A 16,706-nucleotide genomic window follows, 5' to 3' on the forward strand; every position below is an offset into this window, starting at 1 on the left:
TCTCTTGGACAAGCTCTCACTCGGCACCCTGGGCCAGCACTTGCAGACTCTACGCCAAGCGCAAGGCTGGTCACTGTCACAGCTGGCCGCCGCGGCTGGCATCGCCAAGTCGAACCTGTCGCGCCTGGAGCAGGGCAACGGCAACCCCACCCTGGATACCATCTGGCGCCTGGCGGTGCAGCTGAAGGTACCCTTCGGCACTCTGGTGGCGCCTATCGCCGTGCCCTTGGGCGAGGATGGCGTGGAGGTACGCCTACTCGACCAGGGCAAGGACCATCCGCAGATCGACGCCTACTGGATGCGCTGCGCGCCGCATACCTTGCGTCTTGCCGAACCCCACACCCCGGGCGCCCGGGAATCGCTCATATTGATCAGCGGCACCCTGGAGGCCGGGCCGGAGGACAACACCCGTACCCTCTCGGCTGGCGAAACCCTCACTTTCGCCGCCGATCGCCCCCATCTTTACCGCACCGGAGAAGCCTGGGCCACGCTGCTGCTCAGCATCATCTACCACGAGGAACCCACGCCGTGACCCTGCAAGCCGCCTCTTCGCCGACCCGCCCATGGTTGACCGGGATGAGCGAGGCCATCCCGCTACTCGGGGGCTATGTGCCGGTGGCCATCTCCTTCGGATTGATCGCGACCCAGGCCGGTTTCAGCGCCTGGGAGGCCGTCGTTATCTCGACGCTGATTTATGCCGGTGCCTCGCAGTTCCTGTTCGTCGGCATGGTGGCCACCGGCGCACCGCTATGGCTGGTGGTGGCCATGACGCTGTTGATCAACCTGCGCCATGTGGTCTACGCCCCTAATCTGGCCCCTTGGCTGACCTCCAGCCGCCTGTGGCCCTGGTTGATGCACGGCCTCACCGATCAGGTCTTCGCTCTGGCTCACGCCCGCCTGCCCCAACTGCCCGCTGCACAGCGCATCGGCTGGTTCGGCGGCGCCGCCCTTCTGGCCTGGTTGAGTTGGATCGGCGGCACAGCCCTGGGAGCGTTTGCCGGTGGCGAACTGGTCGCCCGCTGGGCCCTGATGGGTGAGATCCTGCCCTTCGCCCTGCCCGCTCTCTTCCTGGTGCTGATAGCGCCCCGCTTCACCTCGCGGCGCTGGAGCCTGGCCCTCGGCCTGACCATCCTGGCCGCCCTGGCGCTGACCGTGACGGGCCTGACCAACCTGGCGATTCCTCTTGCCGCCGCCTGCGGCGCCCTGTGCTTCCAGGTCGTCAAGTTCGGCCACACCCCAAAAAGCGAACACGCGCAAGGAGAACGCCATGAGTAGCGCCCTGTGGTTCGCCGTTTTCGCCTCGGCGCTGGGCACCCTCTTGATACGCGTGCTGCCGCTGTTCTGGATGCAGCGCCGCCTCGAGCGGCAAGGCAACGACGACAACCTGGAAGCAATGCCCCAGTGGCTGAGCTTGCTCGGGCCGGTAATGATCGCCGCCGTGTTCGGCGTATCGCTGATGCCAGTGACGCCCAGCGCCAGCTCATGGCTGGCCACCCTCATCGGCATTCTCGCGACCCTGGCCGTGTGGTGGTACAAGCGCACCCTGGGCTGGCCGGTGGCGGCCGGCGTGGCGGCCTATGGTGTGGTGGTGATGCTGCTTGGGTGAGCCAACGCCCCGGAGTGGGACGGGCTATCCGCCTACCATGGGGCGCTGAAATAATTCGCCATTGGACGATGCTAGCCAGATTCGACCAAATGGCGCGCCTGAGCCTGCTTGAACCTTCGTGGGAAAACCAAACCCTAGTATCCAAGGCGTTGGAACCGACCTCGCGCAACACGTTGAATTACTTGCCATTTGTCGCGAATTCCGGCAGTGCGTTGAAGAAGCGGTTCCTTTAAGTAGCGAACCTAAAACCAGGGGTAATGCAACGCCCTTCAGCCACGTTAAGCCGAACGAACGCAGTTGAAAATCATTCGCATAAAGCTTTTTTCATGCTAGAACACCAAGCTTTGTTCAGGTAGCAAAGATAAATCTTCTTATACCTTAGTCGCATCAATAACTCATTAGCTAACTACAAGAGCCGCGCGGGGCGAGGCTTTGCGCTCGATAGTTCAGTTTTTCTGATTAATTGATCGAATAAAAGCCGTTGTAATTTATCAATCCCATGACTTAAATCAAGGACGGAACACGGAATGAGCCTCAGGCATAAAGAACAAAACGCTGGAGCGAAAATGCAACTCTACATGTCAGCAAATTCTCCGTATGCACGAAAAGCGAGGGTAGTCGCTCATGAGCTTGCCTTGCATAACAGCGTCGAGATGATAGAGGTCAATCCCCGCAACCCATCCACGGGATTCTGGGACATCAATCCTCTCGCCAAGATCCCTGCCCTCGTGACGAACAACGGCGATATCATTTATGACTCACCTGTCATCTGCGAGTACCTGAACGAAGTCGAGGGTGATGGCCACCTGTTGTCACAAGACATTCGAGAGCGTTGGAGAACCCGTACGCTAGTGGCATTGGTAGATGGCATTCTGGATGCAGGTATGGCGGTACGCCTGGAGAACATGCGTCCAGAAGAGGAACGATCTGCGGCCTGGATCGAGAAGCAGTTAGCTACCGCCTGCCGTGGAATGGACACGCTTGAGAAAAACGTCCCCGAGTTCGACAACAAAGTAGATTTGGGAACTATCGGCGTCGCGTGTGCAATCGCTTGGTTGCAACTCCGCCATGGTGATCACGACTGGCTGGGCAAGCGCCCTCAATTGAATGATTGGTACGAACAATTCACGAAGAGAGATTCTTTCCAGGAAACACTGCCTGACCAAACTCGCTAGCGATATGGGAGATCGAATCATCGCTAAATGCATCATCTAGCATACAGACAATAACCAATAATTATATCCCCTAAGCAATTGGAGACGAGACAATGACAAAGAAACAAATGGTTTTAGTCATCAGTTCAGCAACGATATTTGCCACCGGCATGGGAGTCTCACAAGCCCAGGAATCTGTAACGCTATCCATGGTCCATGGTAGTCCCGAGAGCCATGTGATAACCAAACAAGGCGTAGAGCCCTGGATGGCATGCGTCAGTGAAGAAACCGACGACCAGGTTAGCTTCGATTATTACCCTGGCGGGCAAATATCGAAAACGCCTGAGCTGCTGCGCGCCATCCATAGCGGAATTGCTGACATAGCGCCGGTCCCCATTGGTTACGTTAGTGACGAACTCCCTCTGAATGGAGTTTCGATGCTCCCGGGCCTAGGCAGCTCCGCCATGGAAATCGTCACCGGCTACTCCAGCGCCTTGAAAGAGGGCATTCTGAAAGAGGAGTTTACCTCAAGCAACCTAATGCCTCTTATGGTAATGGCCTATCCTCCTTACCAGATAGTGTCCATGGGCGAAAAGATCGATAGCGCCGCTGACTTCGAAGGAAAAGTGCTTCGTTCCGCCGGGGGGGCCATGAATCTGGCCGTTTCCGAATTGGGTGCATCGCCCGCCGAGATCCCGATCGGCGATACCTATATCGCACTTGAGCGTGGCACGGCAGACGGCACTATCTCCGCTTTTGCCAGCATCAAGCCTTTCAGCCTTCACGAACTCATGAAAAGCATGAGCAGCAATGGCGCATTCGGCACGTTTACCAATGTACTCAGCATGTCACTGGACGATTTAAACGCCATGTCGAGTGATCTTCAGGAGACGCTCATTAGCTGTGGCTCACGCACTGAAGAAGCCATGGCCAGCTACTTGGATGCAGAGGTCGAAGAACTGTCACAAGAATTCACCGAACTCGGTATTGATGTCTATGAGTTTTCACCAGACGAACTCGACAAGATAAATGACAAGCTCGCTAAAGTTCAGGAAGATTGGGTACAACGTCTGGATAGCCGAGGGCTGGCGGCCGCTCAGGGCCTGGAAGAATACAATAGTGCGTTGAATGGCCAGTAAAGAAGCCTGGGCAAACGAGGAGGGGGAGAGGCATGTTTTTTTCACTACATGAGCGTATCGATCGTGCGCTGAGCTGGATAGAGAACGTTGCTGCCATCATTGCAGGGTGTGCCGCATTAATTACCATGGTGCTGGTAACCTTCGATGCCGTTTTGCGTCATCTGTTCAGCTCACCTCTCACCTTCCAACATCACCTGACGCAGTATTACCTGCTGGTGATGGTGACCATGCTAGCTCTGTCCTGGGGCTACCGCACCGGAGGGGCTATCCAGATCCAGCTGCTTATTGACCGGCTGCCTGCAGCAGTAGTTGGCCCCCTGGTTCGCATCGGGCTGCTTGCCTCCGCGGGTTACATCGCCGCCATGACCTGGCGTAGCTATATCGAATTCCTAGATGCCTGGGAAAAGGGAAAGCTGATCATGGGCGTCATCGATTGGCCGGTTGCCTGGTCCTGGGTCTGGATTCCGCTCGGCTGTGGCTTACTCGCACTACGCCTGCTACTCGATGCGACCGCCCCCCGTCTGCGTGCCATTGGTTCCTCTCACTGATCTCATCCTGGATGCGACGCAATGGATATTTTGCTCGGAATAGGGCTACTGCTCCTATTGATTGTGGTTGGCGTGCCAGTCGGTTTTGCCCTCGGCCTCGCCGGGACTCTCAGCCTGACCTTGATCATAAACCCGTCCATCGTTGCCGGCCTGCTTGGCCAGGTCGTTCATCATACGGCATCGAATTATGTACTGCTGACCATACCGATGTTCGTGTTGATGGCGGAGTTTCTCGGCGCCAGCGGCATTGCCAAGGACATGATGATTTCATGCAGCCGCCTGATGCATCGGGTCAAGGGTGGCTTGGCCATGGCCTGTGTACTGGCCGGCTCCATTCTCGCCTCGGCTTCGGGTAGCAGTACCGCCTCGGTCGCTTCGATCTCGAGCGCAGCTTTTCCCACGATGAAAACGTTGGGATACAACGAAGGCTTCTCTATCGGCACCATGGCGATTGCCGGCACTTTGGCCATCATGATTCCGCCATCGATTGCGTTCATCGTCTACGGCATCATTACCGAGGAGTCGATCGGTAGATTGTTCATGGCCGGTCTGATTCCCGGCGTCCTGACGGCGCTAGGCTACATTGCGACAATTGCTATTGCAGTGCGCGTATGGCCAAGCTGGGCGCCGGACCCCAAGCTGGTTAAATCTCAAATTCTTCAAGCTGATAGTAATAGCGCAGCGGCGGGTGAACTTCGCCAGTCTGGTCGCGTTTGGCCGGTACTCGCGCTGGTTTTCATCGTCCTGGGTGCCCTCTACTCAGGCATCGCCACCCCGACCGAAGTCGGTGCTATCGGGGCTTTCGGAGCGTTGGTCATCAGCCTCATGTTGCGTCGCATGACGTGGGGTTCCTTTTACATGGCTGTCGGCAAGACGCTGCGCACCACCGCCATGATCGTGGCCATTATCTTTGGGGCGCTACTGTTCGGTTATTTCATGGCATACACCAAAGTGACCACCAGTATGATCGAATGGATCGCACTCGCGGATCTGTCGCCATATACGGTATTACTCCTGGTGGTATTCATTTATCTCATTCTCGGTATGTTCATGGATCAGTTTGCCATTATCGTACTGACCGTACCTATTACCTATGCAGTCCTGACAGGCCTGGGATTCGATGGCATCTGGCTAGGTATCGTTCTCGTAAAGACCGCGGAGATCGGCCTGGTCTCACCCCCGCTGGGATTGAATATTTATATCGCGTCGGGATCGACAGGAGTCAGCACGAAGCAGGGCTTTACCGGTGTCGCACCGTTCCTGGTCGTCGAAATGCTGATTCTCGGTTTGATCATTGCCTTCCCCTCCATGTCTCTATTCCTCCCGAATCTTCTGGGTTGAGAGTTACGAGATATCTGATCACTCGGACAATGAACAAGCCAGATTGAAGGAGCAAGGAATGAAATTGATTACCTACACGGCGCAAGGCACACAGCGCCTGGGCACGCTGCAGGACAGTGGCCAAGTCATCGATCTACGCAGCGCGGTGGAGGCGCTGATGGCTCGCCGGGGCCAAGCCGATGCCGTCGAGCAAGCGGCGTTCATGGTTCCTTCTGACATGGCTGTGCTGCTTGAGCGTGCCAAGGGCGACCTGGCGCTGCTGAGCGAAGCGTCGGCCACCGCCGGGAGCGAATCGGCAGTGGAGCGGGAAGGCATAGTCTTGCAGGCACCGATAACGCGCCCCGGTAAAGTCCTGGGGGTCGGCCGAAATTATGGAGCCCATGCCGGAGAAGGCGGCCTGCTGGCTCAAGCCGAGCCCCGCATCTTTGCCAAGGTGCCATCCTCGGTGATCGGTACGGGCGCCCCTATCCCCTGCCCCGCGTCGGTGACCAAACTGGACTGGGAAGTGGAACTTGCCGTGGTCATCGGCCGGCACATGAAGGAGATCCCTGAGTCGCAGGCGCTGGAATATATCGCTGGATATACGATCGTCAATGACGTTTCCGCACGCGAATTCCAGTTCGATGTGAAGCCACCGCAAACCACCTTCGCCAAGAGCATGGATGGTTTTACGCCCATGGGCCCTGTGCTGCTTACCGCCGATGAGCTGACCGATCCCAGCGACGTCGCGTTGCGCTGCTGGGTCAATGACACGTTGATGCAGGAAGGCAACACCAGCGACATGATTTTCCCGGTGGCTTACATCCTGTCCTACCTCAGCCGCTTCATGACGTTGGAACCTGGTGATGTCATTGCGACCGGCACGCCATCCGGGGTGGGTTGTTTCAGGGACCCCCCGGTATACCTCACCCACGGCGATCAAGTACGCATGGAAATCCCCCCTATCGGCGTACTTGCCAATGACATCACATGATCTGCTTGTCCTTAGGAAAGAAAATTCAGGAGAAATAGCTATGTCTACACTCAATATCAAATCCAGCGGAAAGATCCTCGGAGCAACGGTTGAAGGTCTGGATTTATCTCAGCCTCTGGATCAAGCCAGCTTTGATAGCATCATCGACGCATTAGGTGAATATGGCGTACTGTGCTTTCACGGTCAGGATCTGGACGAAGCAAGCCTAAAGCACTTCAGCAGCCGTTTCGGCACGCTCGAAATCAACGTTGCCAACACGTTCAAGGATCCCAATCATCCTGAAGTGATGATTCTGTCCAATATCGTCGAGGACGGTAAACCCATCGGCATTGCCGATGCCGGCCAGGACTGGCACACCGACATGTCCTACAGCAGCACCATTGCCTTCGCCAATGTGTTGTATGCGATCAAGGTGCCGCGTCGCGAGGGCAAAGCCCTCGGTTGTACCAGCTTCGCCAATATGCACGCTGCCTACGAAGATTTGCCCGACGATGTAAAACAGAAGTTGGCCACCGCCACGGCTACCCACGACTTCAACAAGTTCTGGGAAATGATGCGCCGCGAGAAAGGCAGCACGCGCCCCCCGCTGACTCCCGAGCAGCGCAAGGCAAAGCCACCGGTGTCTCATCCGGTATTTCTTACCCACCCCATCACCGGGCGCAAGGTGCTGTACGCCAATCCCGGCTATACGGTATGCATCGATGGCTGGCCAGAGAAGGAGAGCGAAGAGATGCTGGAGTTCCTTTTCAAGCATCAGCTCGACCCGAAATACCAATATACCCATGAGTGGAACGAGCATGACGTCCTCATGTGGGAGAACATCGGCACTCTGCACAACGCCGTCGCCGACTATGCACCCGATGAGCCCCGCTTGATCAAGCGTTGCCAGATCATGGCCGACTGGATCTTCGACTCGCCCCAGGCACAGGCGCTTGGTGCCGATCGCGAACCCAGGTAATCGTTCACCCAGGAGTCTAGTCTGCATGTTCTACGAACCGTCGGCGGGCCATGGTCTTGCGTACGATCCGTTCAAGGCCATTATCGCCCCCAGGCCCATCGGCTGGATTTCGACGTTATCCGATGAAGGGCTGCCCAACTTGGCGCCGTACAGCTTCTTCAATGCCATGTCGAGCCGACCTCCCATGGTCGGCTTTACCAGCGAAGGCATGAAGGACTCCCCAAGAAATGCGCAGGCGACCCGCGAGTTCGTTTACAACCTGGCCACCATGCCCTTGTCGCAGGCCATGAGCGAGAGTTCGGTCAGCCTGCCGCATGGCGAGAATGAGTTTGACTATGCAGGCCTGGAAATGGCGCCCTCTCGCTTGGTCAAGCCGCCTCGTGTCGCCAGGGCCCCAGCCGCCCTGGAGTGCCGTACGGTGCACTTCAGCGAACTGCTGGATCTGGACGGAAAGCCGACGGATCGGTATCTGGTGATAGGTCAGGTTATCGGCGTGTACATCGATGAGGCGTATATCCGCGACGGGCGGTTCGACACGGTCGCAGCCCAGTCACTAGCCCGTTGCGGCTATCGCGATTATGCCGCTGTCGATCGGGTATTCGAACTGCTACGCCCCGATGAGCGCTAAGGACTTCATTATGATGCGCCATGGGATCGAACCGCCACGTAGCGGCCAGAAAGATGGAGAATGCCGTTGAATCCCGAAACGTTTTCTCCTGCATTTTTTCGCCGCCTGGAGACTTTCATCGCCGTTGCCGAAACGCTCAGCTTTCGACGCGCCGCTGAGATGATCGGTCGCTCCCAGCCCGCGGTGACATCGCAGATCAACCAGCTTGAAGACGCGCTCGGGGTGAAGCTGCTGGTTCGCTCAACCCGCCAGGTACGGCTGACGACGGCGGGGGCCGAGCTGCTCGAGCGAGGCAGGCGGCTGCTGGCGGAATCCGAGCGGCTCGTGCGCGACATCCACGCCCAGGCAGGTCTGCTGACTGGCCAGGTGGTGGTTTCCTTCTCGCCCACCATCGCCATGAGCCTTGCGCCTAAGGTACTGGCCACGTTTGAAAGCGAGCATCCCGGCATCCGCGTCCTGCTTCGTGAGGAGCTGGCACCCCAAATGCTGGAAGCGATTCTCAACGGAAGTGTCGACGTCGGGATTGGGCCATATCAACCGACCACGGACAAGCTGGCCTTCAACCCTATCTTCGATCAGGAATTCTCGCTGGTAATTCGCGAAGACCATCCCCTTGCCATTCGCGGACACGCCCGAATACGGGATCTCGCGAACATCAATCTCCTCTGCTCCTCGGTGGGCACCACCGCACGCGAGGTGCTGGAAAACGCCGCCAAGGCAGAGGGGATCACCATCATGCCCAAGTACGAAGCCCTGCAGTATCCCACGCTCTTCGCGCTGGCAGCGGCAGGCTTTGGCGGTACGGTCATGCCCGCGGTCAACACCAACATATTGAGTGCCATGGGATTATGCGCCGTGCCGTTTCGCGGCAAGTGCCTGGTGCGGCCTATCGGGATCATCACTCGGCGTGACGAGGCGTTGGCGCCGGGACCACAGGCCTTCGTACGCCTGTTGCTACTGACGGCGGAACAGGAAAGCCAACACCTGGCTGGCCAAGGCTGAGTGCCCAGAACAAGGAGAAGAGTATGGCGGACGAACAGCAGATTCTGCTGGTGACGGGGGGTTCGCGGGGCATCGGCCGCGCCATCTGCCGCATGGCCGCGGTGCAAGGGTTTCGGCTCGTCTTCACTTACCGCAGCGACACGTCAGCGGCCGAACGCCTCGTCGCCGAAATCGAACAGGCGGGGGGCAGCGCCCTTGCGGTACGCAGCGACGTCAGCAACCCGGACGACGTCACACGGCTGTTCGAAACCGTCGATGCGCAACCCGGTCGCCTCGCCGCCCTGGTGAACAATGCCGGCATCACCGGGCAGCGGGGCCGGTTCACGGAGACCTCCATGGACACCGTGCGTCAGGTCTTCGACGTCAATGTCTTCGGCCTCATGGAATGTAGCCGCCAAGCCGTACAGCGCCTCTCGATCCTCAGGGGCGGCGCCGGCGGCTCGATCGTCAACCTCTCTTCAGGCGCAGCCCAACAGGGCGCGGCCGGCACCTACGTCTGGTATGGCGCGTCGAAGGCGGCGGTGGAAACGTTCACCCTGGGGCTTGCCAAGGAAGTGGCCGGCGAAGGAATTCGCGTAAACGCGCTCTCCCCCGGCGTTACCGACACCGAGATTCATGCCGCATCCGGCACCGCACCCGACCCGCAAGCATTGGCGAAGACGATTCCCCTTGGGCGCATGGGCAGCCCGGAAGAGATCGCCGCCCCCGCTCTATGGCTTCTGTCAGACGCGGCCGCCTATGTGACCGGCGCCGTTTTGAGAGTCAGCGGAGGACGCTGAGTCGCCACCGGAATTTGTCAGGAGAAACATCATGCAGGTCTACCATCTACTTCCCGGCCAAGGCCTCGATGGCCTGGTGCTACGACAGGCCGACACTCCCCGACCGGGACCGGGCCAGGTACTGGTCAAGATGCGAGCCGCCTCCCTGAACTACCGTGACTTGCGCGTGGCCGAAGGCCAGTACGCGCTGGGTAGCGTACCGGAGAACCTGGTGCCGCTTTCCGACGGTGCCGGAGACGTGGTCGACATCGGCCCGGAGGTGACACGAGTGCAGCCCGGCGATCGCGTTGCCGCTTTGTTCCTCCAGCACTGGCTGGGGGGTGAATTCGAGGAAGCCTTTGGAATATCCGCCCTGGGCGGGTCGTGCCATGGCGTGCTGTCGGAATACGCCGTGTTCGACCAGAACGGGCTCGTCCAGTTGCCGGCGCACCTGTCTTACGAAGAAGGCGCCACGCTGCCCTGCGCGGGAACGACGGCATGGAACGCTCTGTTCGGCGGCCCCGCCGTCAAACCCGGCGAGACCGTACTGACATTGGGTACGGGCGGGGTGTCGCTGTTCGCCCTGCAGTTCGCCAAGATGGCGGGCGCCCGGGTGATCGCCACCTCCTCGAATCCTGCGAAGCTCGACTACGCGTTGCAGTTGGGCGCCGACGAAGGCATCGACTATACCGCCTCGCCGGAGTGGCACGAGCAGGTCATGGCGCTGACCGGCTGGCGCGGTGTCGATCATGTGGTCGAAGTCGTTGGCGGTGAGAACGTGGGGCAATCTGTCGAAGCCACGCGCAATGGCGGCACCGTTCATCTCATCGGTGCCCAGGCGGGAGGCCTGATCGACCCCACGCGCGTACGCCGCCGCAACGTGACCCTGAGAGGGTTGTACGTTGGCTCGAGAGCGCATTTCGAAGCTATGAATCGTGCCATGGCTCAGCATGCGCTGAAGCCGGTCATTGATCGGGTTTTCCCCTTCGACGAAGCGAAAGCCGCTTACCGTCACCTGGCGGCGCGGGCCCACATGGGGAAAGTGGTGATCACGCTGGGAGATAAAGCGTGAACCGACGCTACCACCAGCAAGGGATTCGTCTTACCGTCCTGTTCCTGCTGTGTGTGGCGGCGGGATTCGTCGCGAACATGCTTCAAGCGCCGCTGGCCTGGATGATCGGCCCGATGTGCGCCGCAACCGCCCTAAGCCTCAGCGGCCACGCGCCCTACTTGCACCATTCCGCCCGCGGCCTGGGCCAGCTGATCGTGGCTGCCGCCGTCGGGCTATATTTCACGCCAAGCGCATTGGCGCAAGCCATTAGCCATCTTCCGGCCATGGTAGGGGTGGCGCTGTTAGCCACATTGGCCGGTTGCGTAACAGCTTACTTCCTGATTCGGATTACCGCGAGCGACCTGGCGACCGTGCTGTTCTCCAGCATACCCGGGGGGCCGGGCGAAATGGCGCAATTGGCCGCGCAGCAGGGAGGCAGCTCGCCCCTGGTCGCCATCGCGCAGAGCCTGCGCATCGCCATGGTGGTCACCATCATTCCCCTTTCCCTGGCCGCAGTGGGGGTGGGTACCGAATCGCTCGGCAGTGGCATCGATCTCGCCGTGGTGGGGCCGCTTCGCCTGCTAGAGGTGCTCGCAATCGCCACGCTTGCCGCTTTTCTTTTCCATCGTTGCGGCATCGTCAGCCCCATGTTCATGGGACCGCTTGCCGCCTCGGCGATCCTGGCCGGCATGGGAGTCTATGACTTTGCCTTTCCCCGCTTCGTGCTCTATGCCGGCCAGTTGCTGCTGGGCGCATCGTTGGGGCTCAGCTTTACCCGCGATATCTTTCGTCGCGCGCCACGGTTCCTATTAGCCAGCACGTTGCTGACAGGCCTGCTCATGGCGGTCTGCGCGGCAATGGGCTACGTGACGGCTCAGCTCACCGCATGGGATCTCCCCACCATGATGCTGGCCACGGCCCCCGGGAGCGTGTCCGAGATGTCGATTACCGCGGAAACCCTGGGCTTAGGCGTGGCAGGGGTCGCCGCGTTTCAGATCGTGCGGCTATTCATCATGGTGCCGCTTACGCCCCTGCTCTACCGACTGGCAAGTTCACGCGCACGCCTACGCGACAGGGCAAACTGAATCGGGAGAAACGAATGAAAGCGACCTATTTCATGCAAACCGGCGGCCCCGAAGTGCTCCAGTACGGCGAGCTTCCGGATCCCGAGCCGGGGGCCGGCGAAATCGTGGTCGACATCCAAGCGGCCAGCGTGAACGGCGTGGACTGGAAGATTCGAAGCGGACGATACAAGGAAATCACCCGATTTCCCTATGTGCTGGGACGCGATTTCTCCGGCGTCGTGGCGGCGTTGGGCGAAGGAGTCGAAGGCTTGCCGGTCGGCACCCCCGTATTCGGTGTCTGCGAAACGACGGACGACGGCGCCTACGCGGAGAAAATCGCCATCAACGCAACGAACGTCGCCCGCAAGCCGGACAGCGTTAGCCATGTCGAAGCGGCCGCCCTGGCCCTGGCCGGGCTCACCGCAATCGTCAGTATCGAACATACCCTCAACATACAGTCGGGCGAGCATGTCCTGATCCAGGGCGGAGCCGGAGGGGTCGGCAGTTTTGCGATCCAGCTCGCCCGACATCTAGGTGCCAAGGTCACCACTACGGCTAGCGCGGCAAACCACGACTACCTGCTGAGCCTGGGAGCGCAGCAAGCCATCGACTACAGGACACAGGACTTTACTCGCTGTGTCAGTGCCTGCGATGCCGTACTCGACACTATCGGCGGCGAAGTGGCCGAACGCTCCTTCAGAGTACTGCGTTCGGGGGGGCGCGCCGCCTTTATCGCCTCTGGCCCCAAGGCACCCACTCCGGCACGTTCCGATGTCCAAGCCCTGCGGCCCCAGGTCAACCGCGACTCGGCATATCTGGAGCGCATTATGGCGCTGCTCGAGTCCCGCGCTATTCAAGTTCCTGAAATCACTACGTTTGCACTCGAAGACGCCGCAAAGGCGCATTGCGTGAGCGAATCTCGCCACTTGAGGGGCAAGCTGGTCTTGGAAGTAAAACGCTAACAATCGCCAGAAAGAACAAGGAATCCCCATGTCTAAGGTGGATAAGCTACACAGCATTGAAGACCTGAGAAAATTGGCTAAACGCCGTCTGCCACGCGCCATCTTCGATTTTTTCGATGGCGGGGCCGAGGATGAGACGACGCTTGTGGCGAACCGGGAGGCCTTCAAGCGGATTCGCCTTGCGCCTCGCTGCCTGATGGACGTGTCGAAGGTAGACACCTCGCTGGAGCTCCTAGGCACACGCTCGCCGCTGCCATTGGTCGTGGCCCCTACGGGCGCTGTCGGCTTCGGCCGCAGAGGAGGCGATATCGCCATCGCTCAAGCGGCGGCCGAAATGGGCATTGCCTACACGTTATCGACGTCAGCCACAGCGTCAATCGAGCAAATCGCCGAGGCGGCCCCGGGCAGGCACTGGTTTCAGGCCTATATCCTGCAGAACCGCCAGTTGCTGGATTCGCTCATTGCCCGGGCCTATGCCGCGGACTACGAAGCGCTGATGATAACTGTGGACCTGCCGGTAGGCGGCAAGCGTGAGCGCGACTACCGCAACCATCTGTCTTTTCCTTTCCGCTATACGGCAAAAAACCTGCTGGACTTCGCGAGCCGCCCAGCCTGGGCGCTCGATATCGTGCGCCATGGCTTGCCCAAGATGGAAAATCTGGTGGAATTGGAGAAACCCTCTGCGAGCACGGCCAAGCTGGCTTCGTCCGTGGGGCGCAGCTACGACCCATCATTCGATTGGACGCGCCTGCAGGCGTTACGCGATTCCTGGTCGCGGAAGTTGATCGTCAAGGGCGTCATGCGTGCCGACGATGCGGATCGGCTGGTGCGGCTCGGCTGCGATGCCATCGTCGTATCGAATCATGGCGGACGGCAACTGGATGGGGCTGTCGCCACGATGGAGGCGTTGCCAGCGATACTCCATGCCGTGGCAGGCCGAATCCCAGTGTTCGTGGATGGCGGGGTGCGCCGCGGAGTCGATATCTTGAAAGCCCGCGCGCGTGGCGCCGAGGGGGTACTGATCGGGCGGGCGACCTTGTGGGGAGCGGTGGCGGCTGGCAGGCCGGGGGCCGAGCGTGCCTTGACGATACTTGCCGATGAGCTTCAGCGAAGCATGCAATTATGTGGCGCAAGGAATATAGAAGAGATAGCAGAGAACCTCTGCTTTCCCTCGCTGGAAAAACATATATCTGAATACAAGCAATAAGGCTGATATCTGCGTCTTCCAAGACACCTGAGTACTCCCCAGGACCCACAGTGCCGGTTATCGTTAGCCGATTCGCTTCCTGGGGCAGTCGTCCTCCTCCCTTGGTTTAGGTCCGCCAATTACCCAGCAAGCCTCCCCCCTGCATACAAACGGCTCGGCATACGCCACGCGTGGATATCCCAGCTAACTGTACGGCCTGAAGATCTGTCGGTGTGCTTTCTAGCATCCGCTTCGATTACGAGCGTATTGCTGCTGTGTCGGCTCAATCCAATCAAGCATGCTCATCGCGACCTTTGATGGGGCGGCTGGCATGACACCACAAGCGATGAAGCGAAAGGCCCACAACAACACCCGCCATGCCCACCATATCGAACCATAGCCCGGGGGTAACCATGACGACGGCACCGGCTCCTACCATGAGCCGAGGCAGCAGTCTCATGCTCTCCCCCAGTTGGCCAATGGCTGCCACCGACAGAAAACCGATGCCTATCAACGCGCTGAGCATGGCAAATACAATGGCCAATGGATCACCGGCCAGGGTCAGTTCAGGGTTGAGGATGAACAGGAACGGCAGCAGGAAAAGGCTGCAGGCCAATGTCAGCGCATAGCGGGCGGTGCCGAGAAAGGTTCCTCCGCTGATCGCGATAGCGGCGAAGATTCCTGCCGCCACCGGCGGAGTGATCGCCGAAACGCTAGCGAAGAAGTACAGGAAAAGGTGAGACGGCAAGCGATCGAAGCCTAGATTCAGCAAGGGCGGAGCCAGCACCGCGGCTCCCACCGCATAAGCCGCCGGGGTCGGCATTCCCATGCCGAGCACGATTGCCAACGCCATGGTCAGCAGCAGCGAGACAATCAGGTAATCGCCACCGATGGAAAGAATCACCTGCGACAGCGTGACCCCAAGCCCCGTCAGGTTGATCACCGAGACCATCACCTGAGCGGCGGCGATGATCATCGCAATGTACACCACGCTGAGCGAAGCGTTGTAGAGCCCATCATAGGTGGCACGTAGTAACTCGGCCACGCGTCCTCGCACCGATGCTTTCTTTCGCCGTGGCGCCGGCGCCTCGAGGCCTACCAGATCAAGCGAGCGATCGCTTGCTTCGGCAACATTCTTGCGTTGCGGCAGCAGCGAGCTGATGGCCATCATAATGAGGATCGACATCAGCGACCAGAACACCGCAGTCTGAATGGTATAATGCTGCAGAATGAAAAACAGCAGCACCCCGATCGGTATCAGTAGGTTGGCCATGGCCCATGGTTCGAAGGCCTCCCTGCGCGACGGGATCAACTGCGGCGGCAGCGCCTCGAGTCCATAGCGACGGGCCATTAGATAGACCCCCAGTAGCAACGCAGTAAAGAATAGCACCGATGGTACCAGGGCGGCCTTCACCACCTCTAAATAGGGGATTCCCAGCAATTCTGCCATCAAGAAGGCGCCCGGCCCCATGATGGGTGGCATAATCTGTCCGCCAGTGGAAGCGACAGCCTCAATAGAGCCAGCCAGGTTGCGATTGAATCCCAGCCGTCGCATCAGTGGGATGGTCAGTACGCCGGTACTGGTCACGTTCGCCACTGTACTTCCGTTGATCATGCCCATAAAGGCGCTCCCGATAACCGCCACCATGCCCGCCCCGCCACGTAAACGCCCTCCCAGACGCATGGCAATGCGAATGAAGGTATCGCCTGCCCCGCTGACGTTGAGTAGTGCGCCTAGAATCAGGAACAGCGCCACCACTGTGGCAGAAATCCCCATGAGCGTGCCCAGCAACCCGTTGTTGCCCAGATAGAAAACGTAAACCATCCGCTCGAGCGACAGACCTCTGTGACCGAACGGATCCGGAAGATACGGTCCAAAGTAGGCATAACAGCAAAATACCGTGATCAGCCCGACAAACATCCAACCCAGAGTGCGCCGCACCGCCTCAAGCAGCAGCAGGAACAGCGACACGCCAAAGATCTTTTCGATCGCCTCGTTCACGTACCAGTTGCTCATGACGATGGCATCATAATTGACGAACACGTAACCCAGCAGAACCACACAGGCACAGGCGCAAGGCAGATCGATTACGAATAGCTGCAGGCGCGGAAAACGGGGGCGCCCCTGGTAGAGCAGAAACACAAAGAACAGCGCCCCGCCCAGATGGACGGCGCGTTGCTGATAATTGGGAAGCGTGCCCACACCGGCCGTCACGACATGAAACAGAATCCAGGCCAATGCCAGGCTTCCGACCAGCCAGCCTGCCACTCCGCTAAAGCGGCGCAAATGCGTGACGCGTTCATCTGAACTCATAGAAGAAGCCCCGACATCCCGA

17 protein-coding genes are annotated in these 16,706 nt (G+C 59.3%); 16 read left to right on the forward strand and 1 reads right to left on the reverse strand.

Features of this window, described 5'->3' with window-relative positions; translation table 11 throughout:
- Positions 1-4 precede the first annotated feature (4 nt).
- From F0A17_RS19315 to F0A17_RS19390, 16 genes are all read left to right on the forward strand, one after another.
- Entirely contained in the window at positions 5-532 is a 528-nt protein-coding gene (locus F0A17_RS19315) for a helix-turn-helix domain-containing protein (RefSeq protein WP_149329998.1), read from the forward strand.
- Positions 533-576: 44 nt separating this feature from the next.
- Complete coding sequence (locus F0A17_RS19320; RefSeq protein WP_422671173.1) at positions 577-1,275, forward strand: AzlC family ABC transporter permease; 699 nt, start codon at positions 577-579, stop codon at positions 1,273-1,275.
- A complete protein-coding gene (locus tag F0A17_RS19325; RefSeq protein WP_149330000.1) occupies positions 1,268-1,606 on the forward strand; it encodes an AzlD domain-containing protein in 339 nt (112 codons plus the stop codon). Before F0A17_RS19320 ends, F0A17_RS19325 begins: the two co-directional genes overlap by 8 nt.
- A 527-nt stretch (positions 1,607-2,133) precedes the next feature.
- Complete coding sequence (locus tag F0A17_RS19330) at positions 2,134-2,781, forward strand: glutathione S-transferase N-terminal domain-containing protein (protein ID WP_149330001.1); 648 nt, start codon at positions 2,134-2,136, stop codon at positions 2,779-2,781.
- A gap of 92 nt (positions 2,782-2,873) precedes the next feature.
- On the forward strand, positions 2,874-3,899 hold the full coding sequence (locus F0A17_RS19335) for a TRAP transporter substrate-binding protein (RefSeq protein ID WP_149330002.1): 1,026 nt from the start codon (positions 2,874-2,876) through the stop codon (positions 3,897-3,899).
- 32 nt (positions 3,900-3,931) lie between these two features.
- Positions 3,932-4,447: a TRAP transporter small permease gene (locus F0A17_RS19340; RefSeq protein ID WP_149330003.1), complete on the forward strand. Its 516-nt coding sequence runs from the start codon at positions 3,932-3,934 to the stop codon at positions 4,445-4,447.
- Between the two features lie 21 nt (positions 4,448-4,468).
- The gene (locus F0A17_RS19345) at positions 4,469-5,788 is read left to right on the forward strand and encodes a TRAP transporter large permease (protein WP_149330004.1); all 1,320 of its coding nucleotides are present in this window, start codon (positions 4,469-4,471) and stop codon (positions 5,786-5,788) included.
- A 58-nt stretch (positions 5,789-5,846) separates the two neighbouring features.
- Positions 5,847-6,761, forward strand: coding sequence for a fumarylacetoacetate hydrolase family protein (locus F0A17_RS19350; protein ID WP_223111579.1), 915 nt, complete (start codon positions 5,847-5,849; stop codon positions 6,759-6,761).
- Between the two features lie 40 nt (positions 6,762-6,801).
- The gene (locus F0A17_RS19355; RefSeq protein WP_149330005.1) at positions 6,802-7,719 is read left to right on the forward strand and encodes a TauD/TfdA dioxygenase family protein; all 918 of its coding nucleotides are present in this window, start codon (positions 6,802-6,804) and stop codon (positions 7,717-7,719) included.
- Positions 7,720-7,744: 25 nt separating this feature from the next.
- Positions 7,745-8,347: a flavin reductase family protein gene (locus F0A17_RS19360; protein WP_149330006.1), complete on the forward strand. Its 603-nt coding sequence runs from the start codon at positions 7,745-7,747 to the stop codon at positions 8,345-8,347.
- A gap of 60 nt (positions 8,348-8,407) precedes the next feature.
- Positions 8,408-9,349: a LysR family transcriptional regulator gene (locus F0A17_RS19365; RefSeq protein ID WP_149330007.1), complete on the forward strand. Its 942-nt coding sequence runs from the start codon at positions 8,408-8,410 to the stop codon at positions 9,347-9,349.
- Positions 9,350-9,372: 23 nt separating this feature from the next.
- Complete coding sequence (locus F0A17_RS19370; protein ID WP_149330008.1) at positions 9,373-10,128, forward strand: SDR family NAD(P)-dependent oxidoreductase; 756 nt, start codon at positions 9,373-9,375, stop codon at positions 10,126-10,128.
- Positions 10,129-10,159: 31 nt separating this feature from the next.
- Complete coding sequence (locus F0A17_RS19375) at positions 10,160-11,179, forward strand: zinc-dependent alcohol dehydrogenase family protein (RefSeq protein ID WP_149330009.1); 1,020 nt, start codon at positions 10,160-10,162, stop codon at positions 11,177-11,179.
- A complete protein-coding gene (locus F0A17_RS19380) occupies positions 11,176-12,243 on the forward strand; it encodes an AbrB family transcriptional regulator (protein ID WP_149330010.1) in 1,068 nt (355 codons plus the stop codon). The genes F0A17_RS19375 and F0A17_RS19380 overlap by 4 nt, the downstream gene beginning before the upstream one ends.
- 14 nt (positions 12,244-12,257) lie before the next feature.
- Complete coding sequence (locus F0A17_RS19385) at positions 12,258-13,184, forward strand: NADP-dependent oxidoreductase (protein WP_149330011.1); 927 nt, start codon at positions 12,258-12,260, stop codon at positions 13,182-13,184.
- Between the two features lie 28 nt (positions 13,185-13,212).
- Positions 13,213-14,391: an alpha-hydroxy acid oxidase gene (locus tag F0A17_RS19390; protein WP_149330012.1), complete on the forward strand. Its 1,179-nt coding sequence runs from the start codon at positions 13,213-13,215 to the stop codon at positions 14,389-14,391.
- 271 nt (positions 14,392-14,662) lie between these two features.
- Here F0A17_RS19390 and F0A17_RS19395 read toward each other — a convergent pair whose 3' ends face one another.
- Positions 14,663-16,684 (reverse strand): TRAP transporter permease, encoded by a 2,022-nt coding sequence (locus tag F0A17_RS19395; RefSeq protein WP_149330013.1) that lies wholly within the window; start codon positions 16,682-16,684, stop codon positions 14,663-14,665.
- Positions 16,685-16,706: the final 22 nt, after the last annotated feature.

Origin of the sequence: Billgrantia pellis (genome assembly GCF_008297955.1) — a bacterium.
In the GTDB taxonomy this organism is placed as follows: Bacteria; Pseudomonadota; Gammaproteobacteria; order Pseudomonadales; family Halomonadaceae; genus Halomonas; species Halomonas pellis.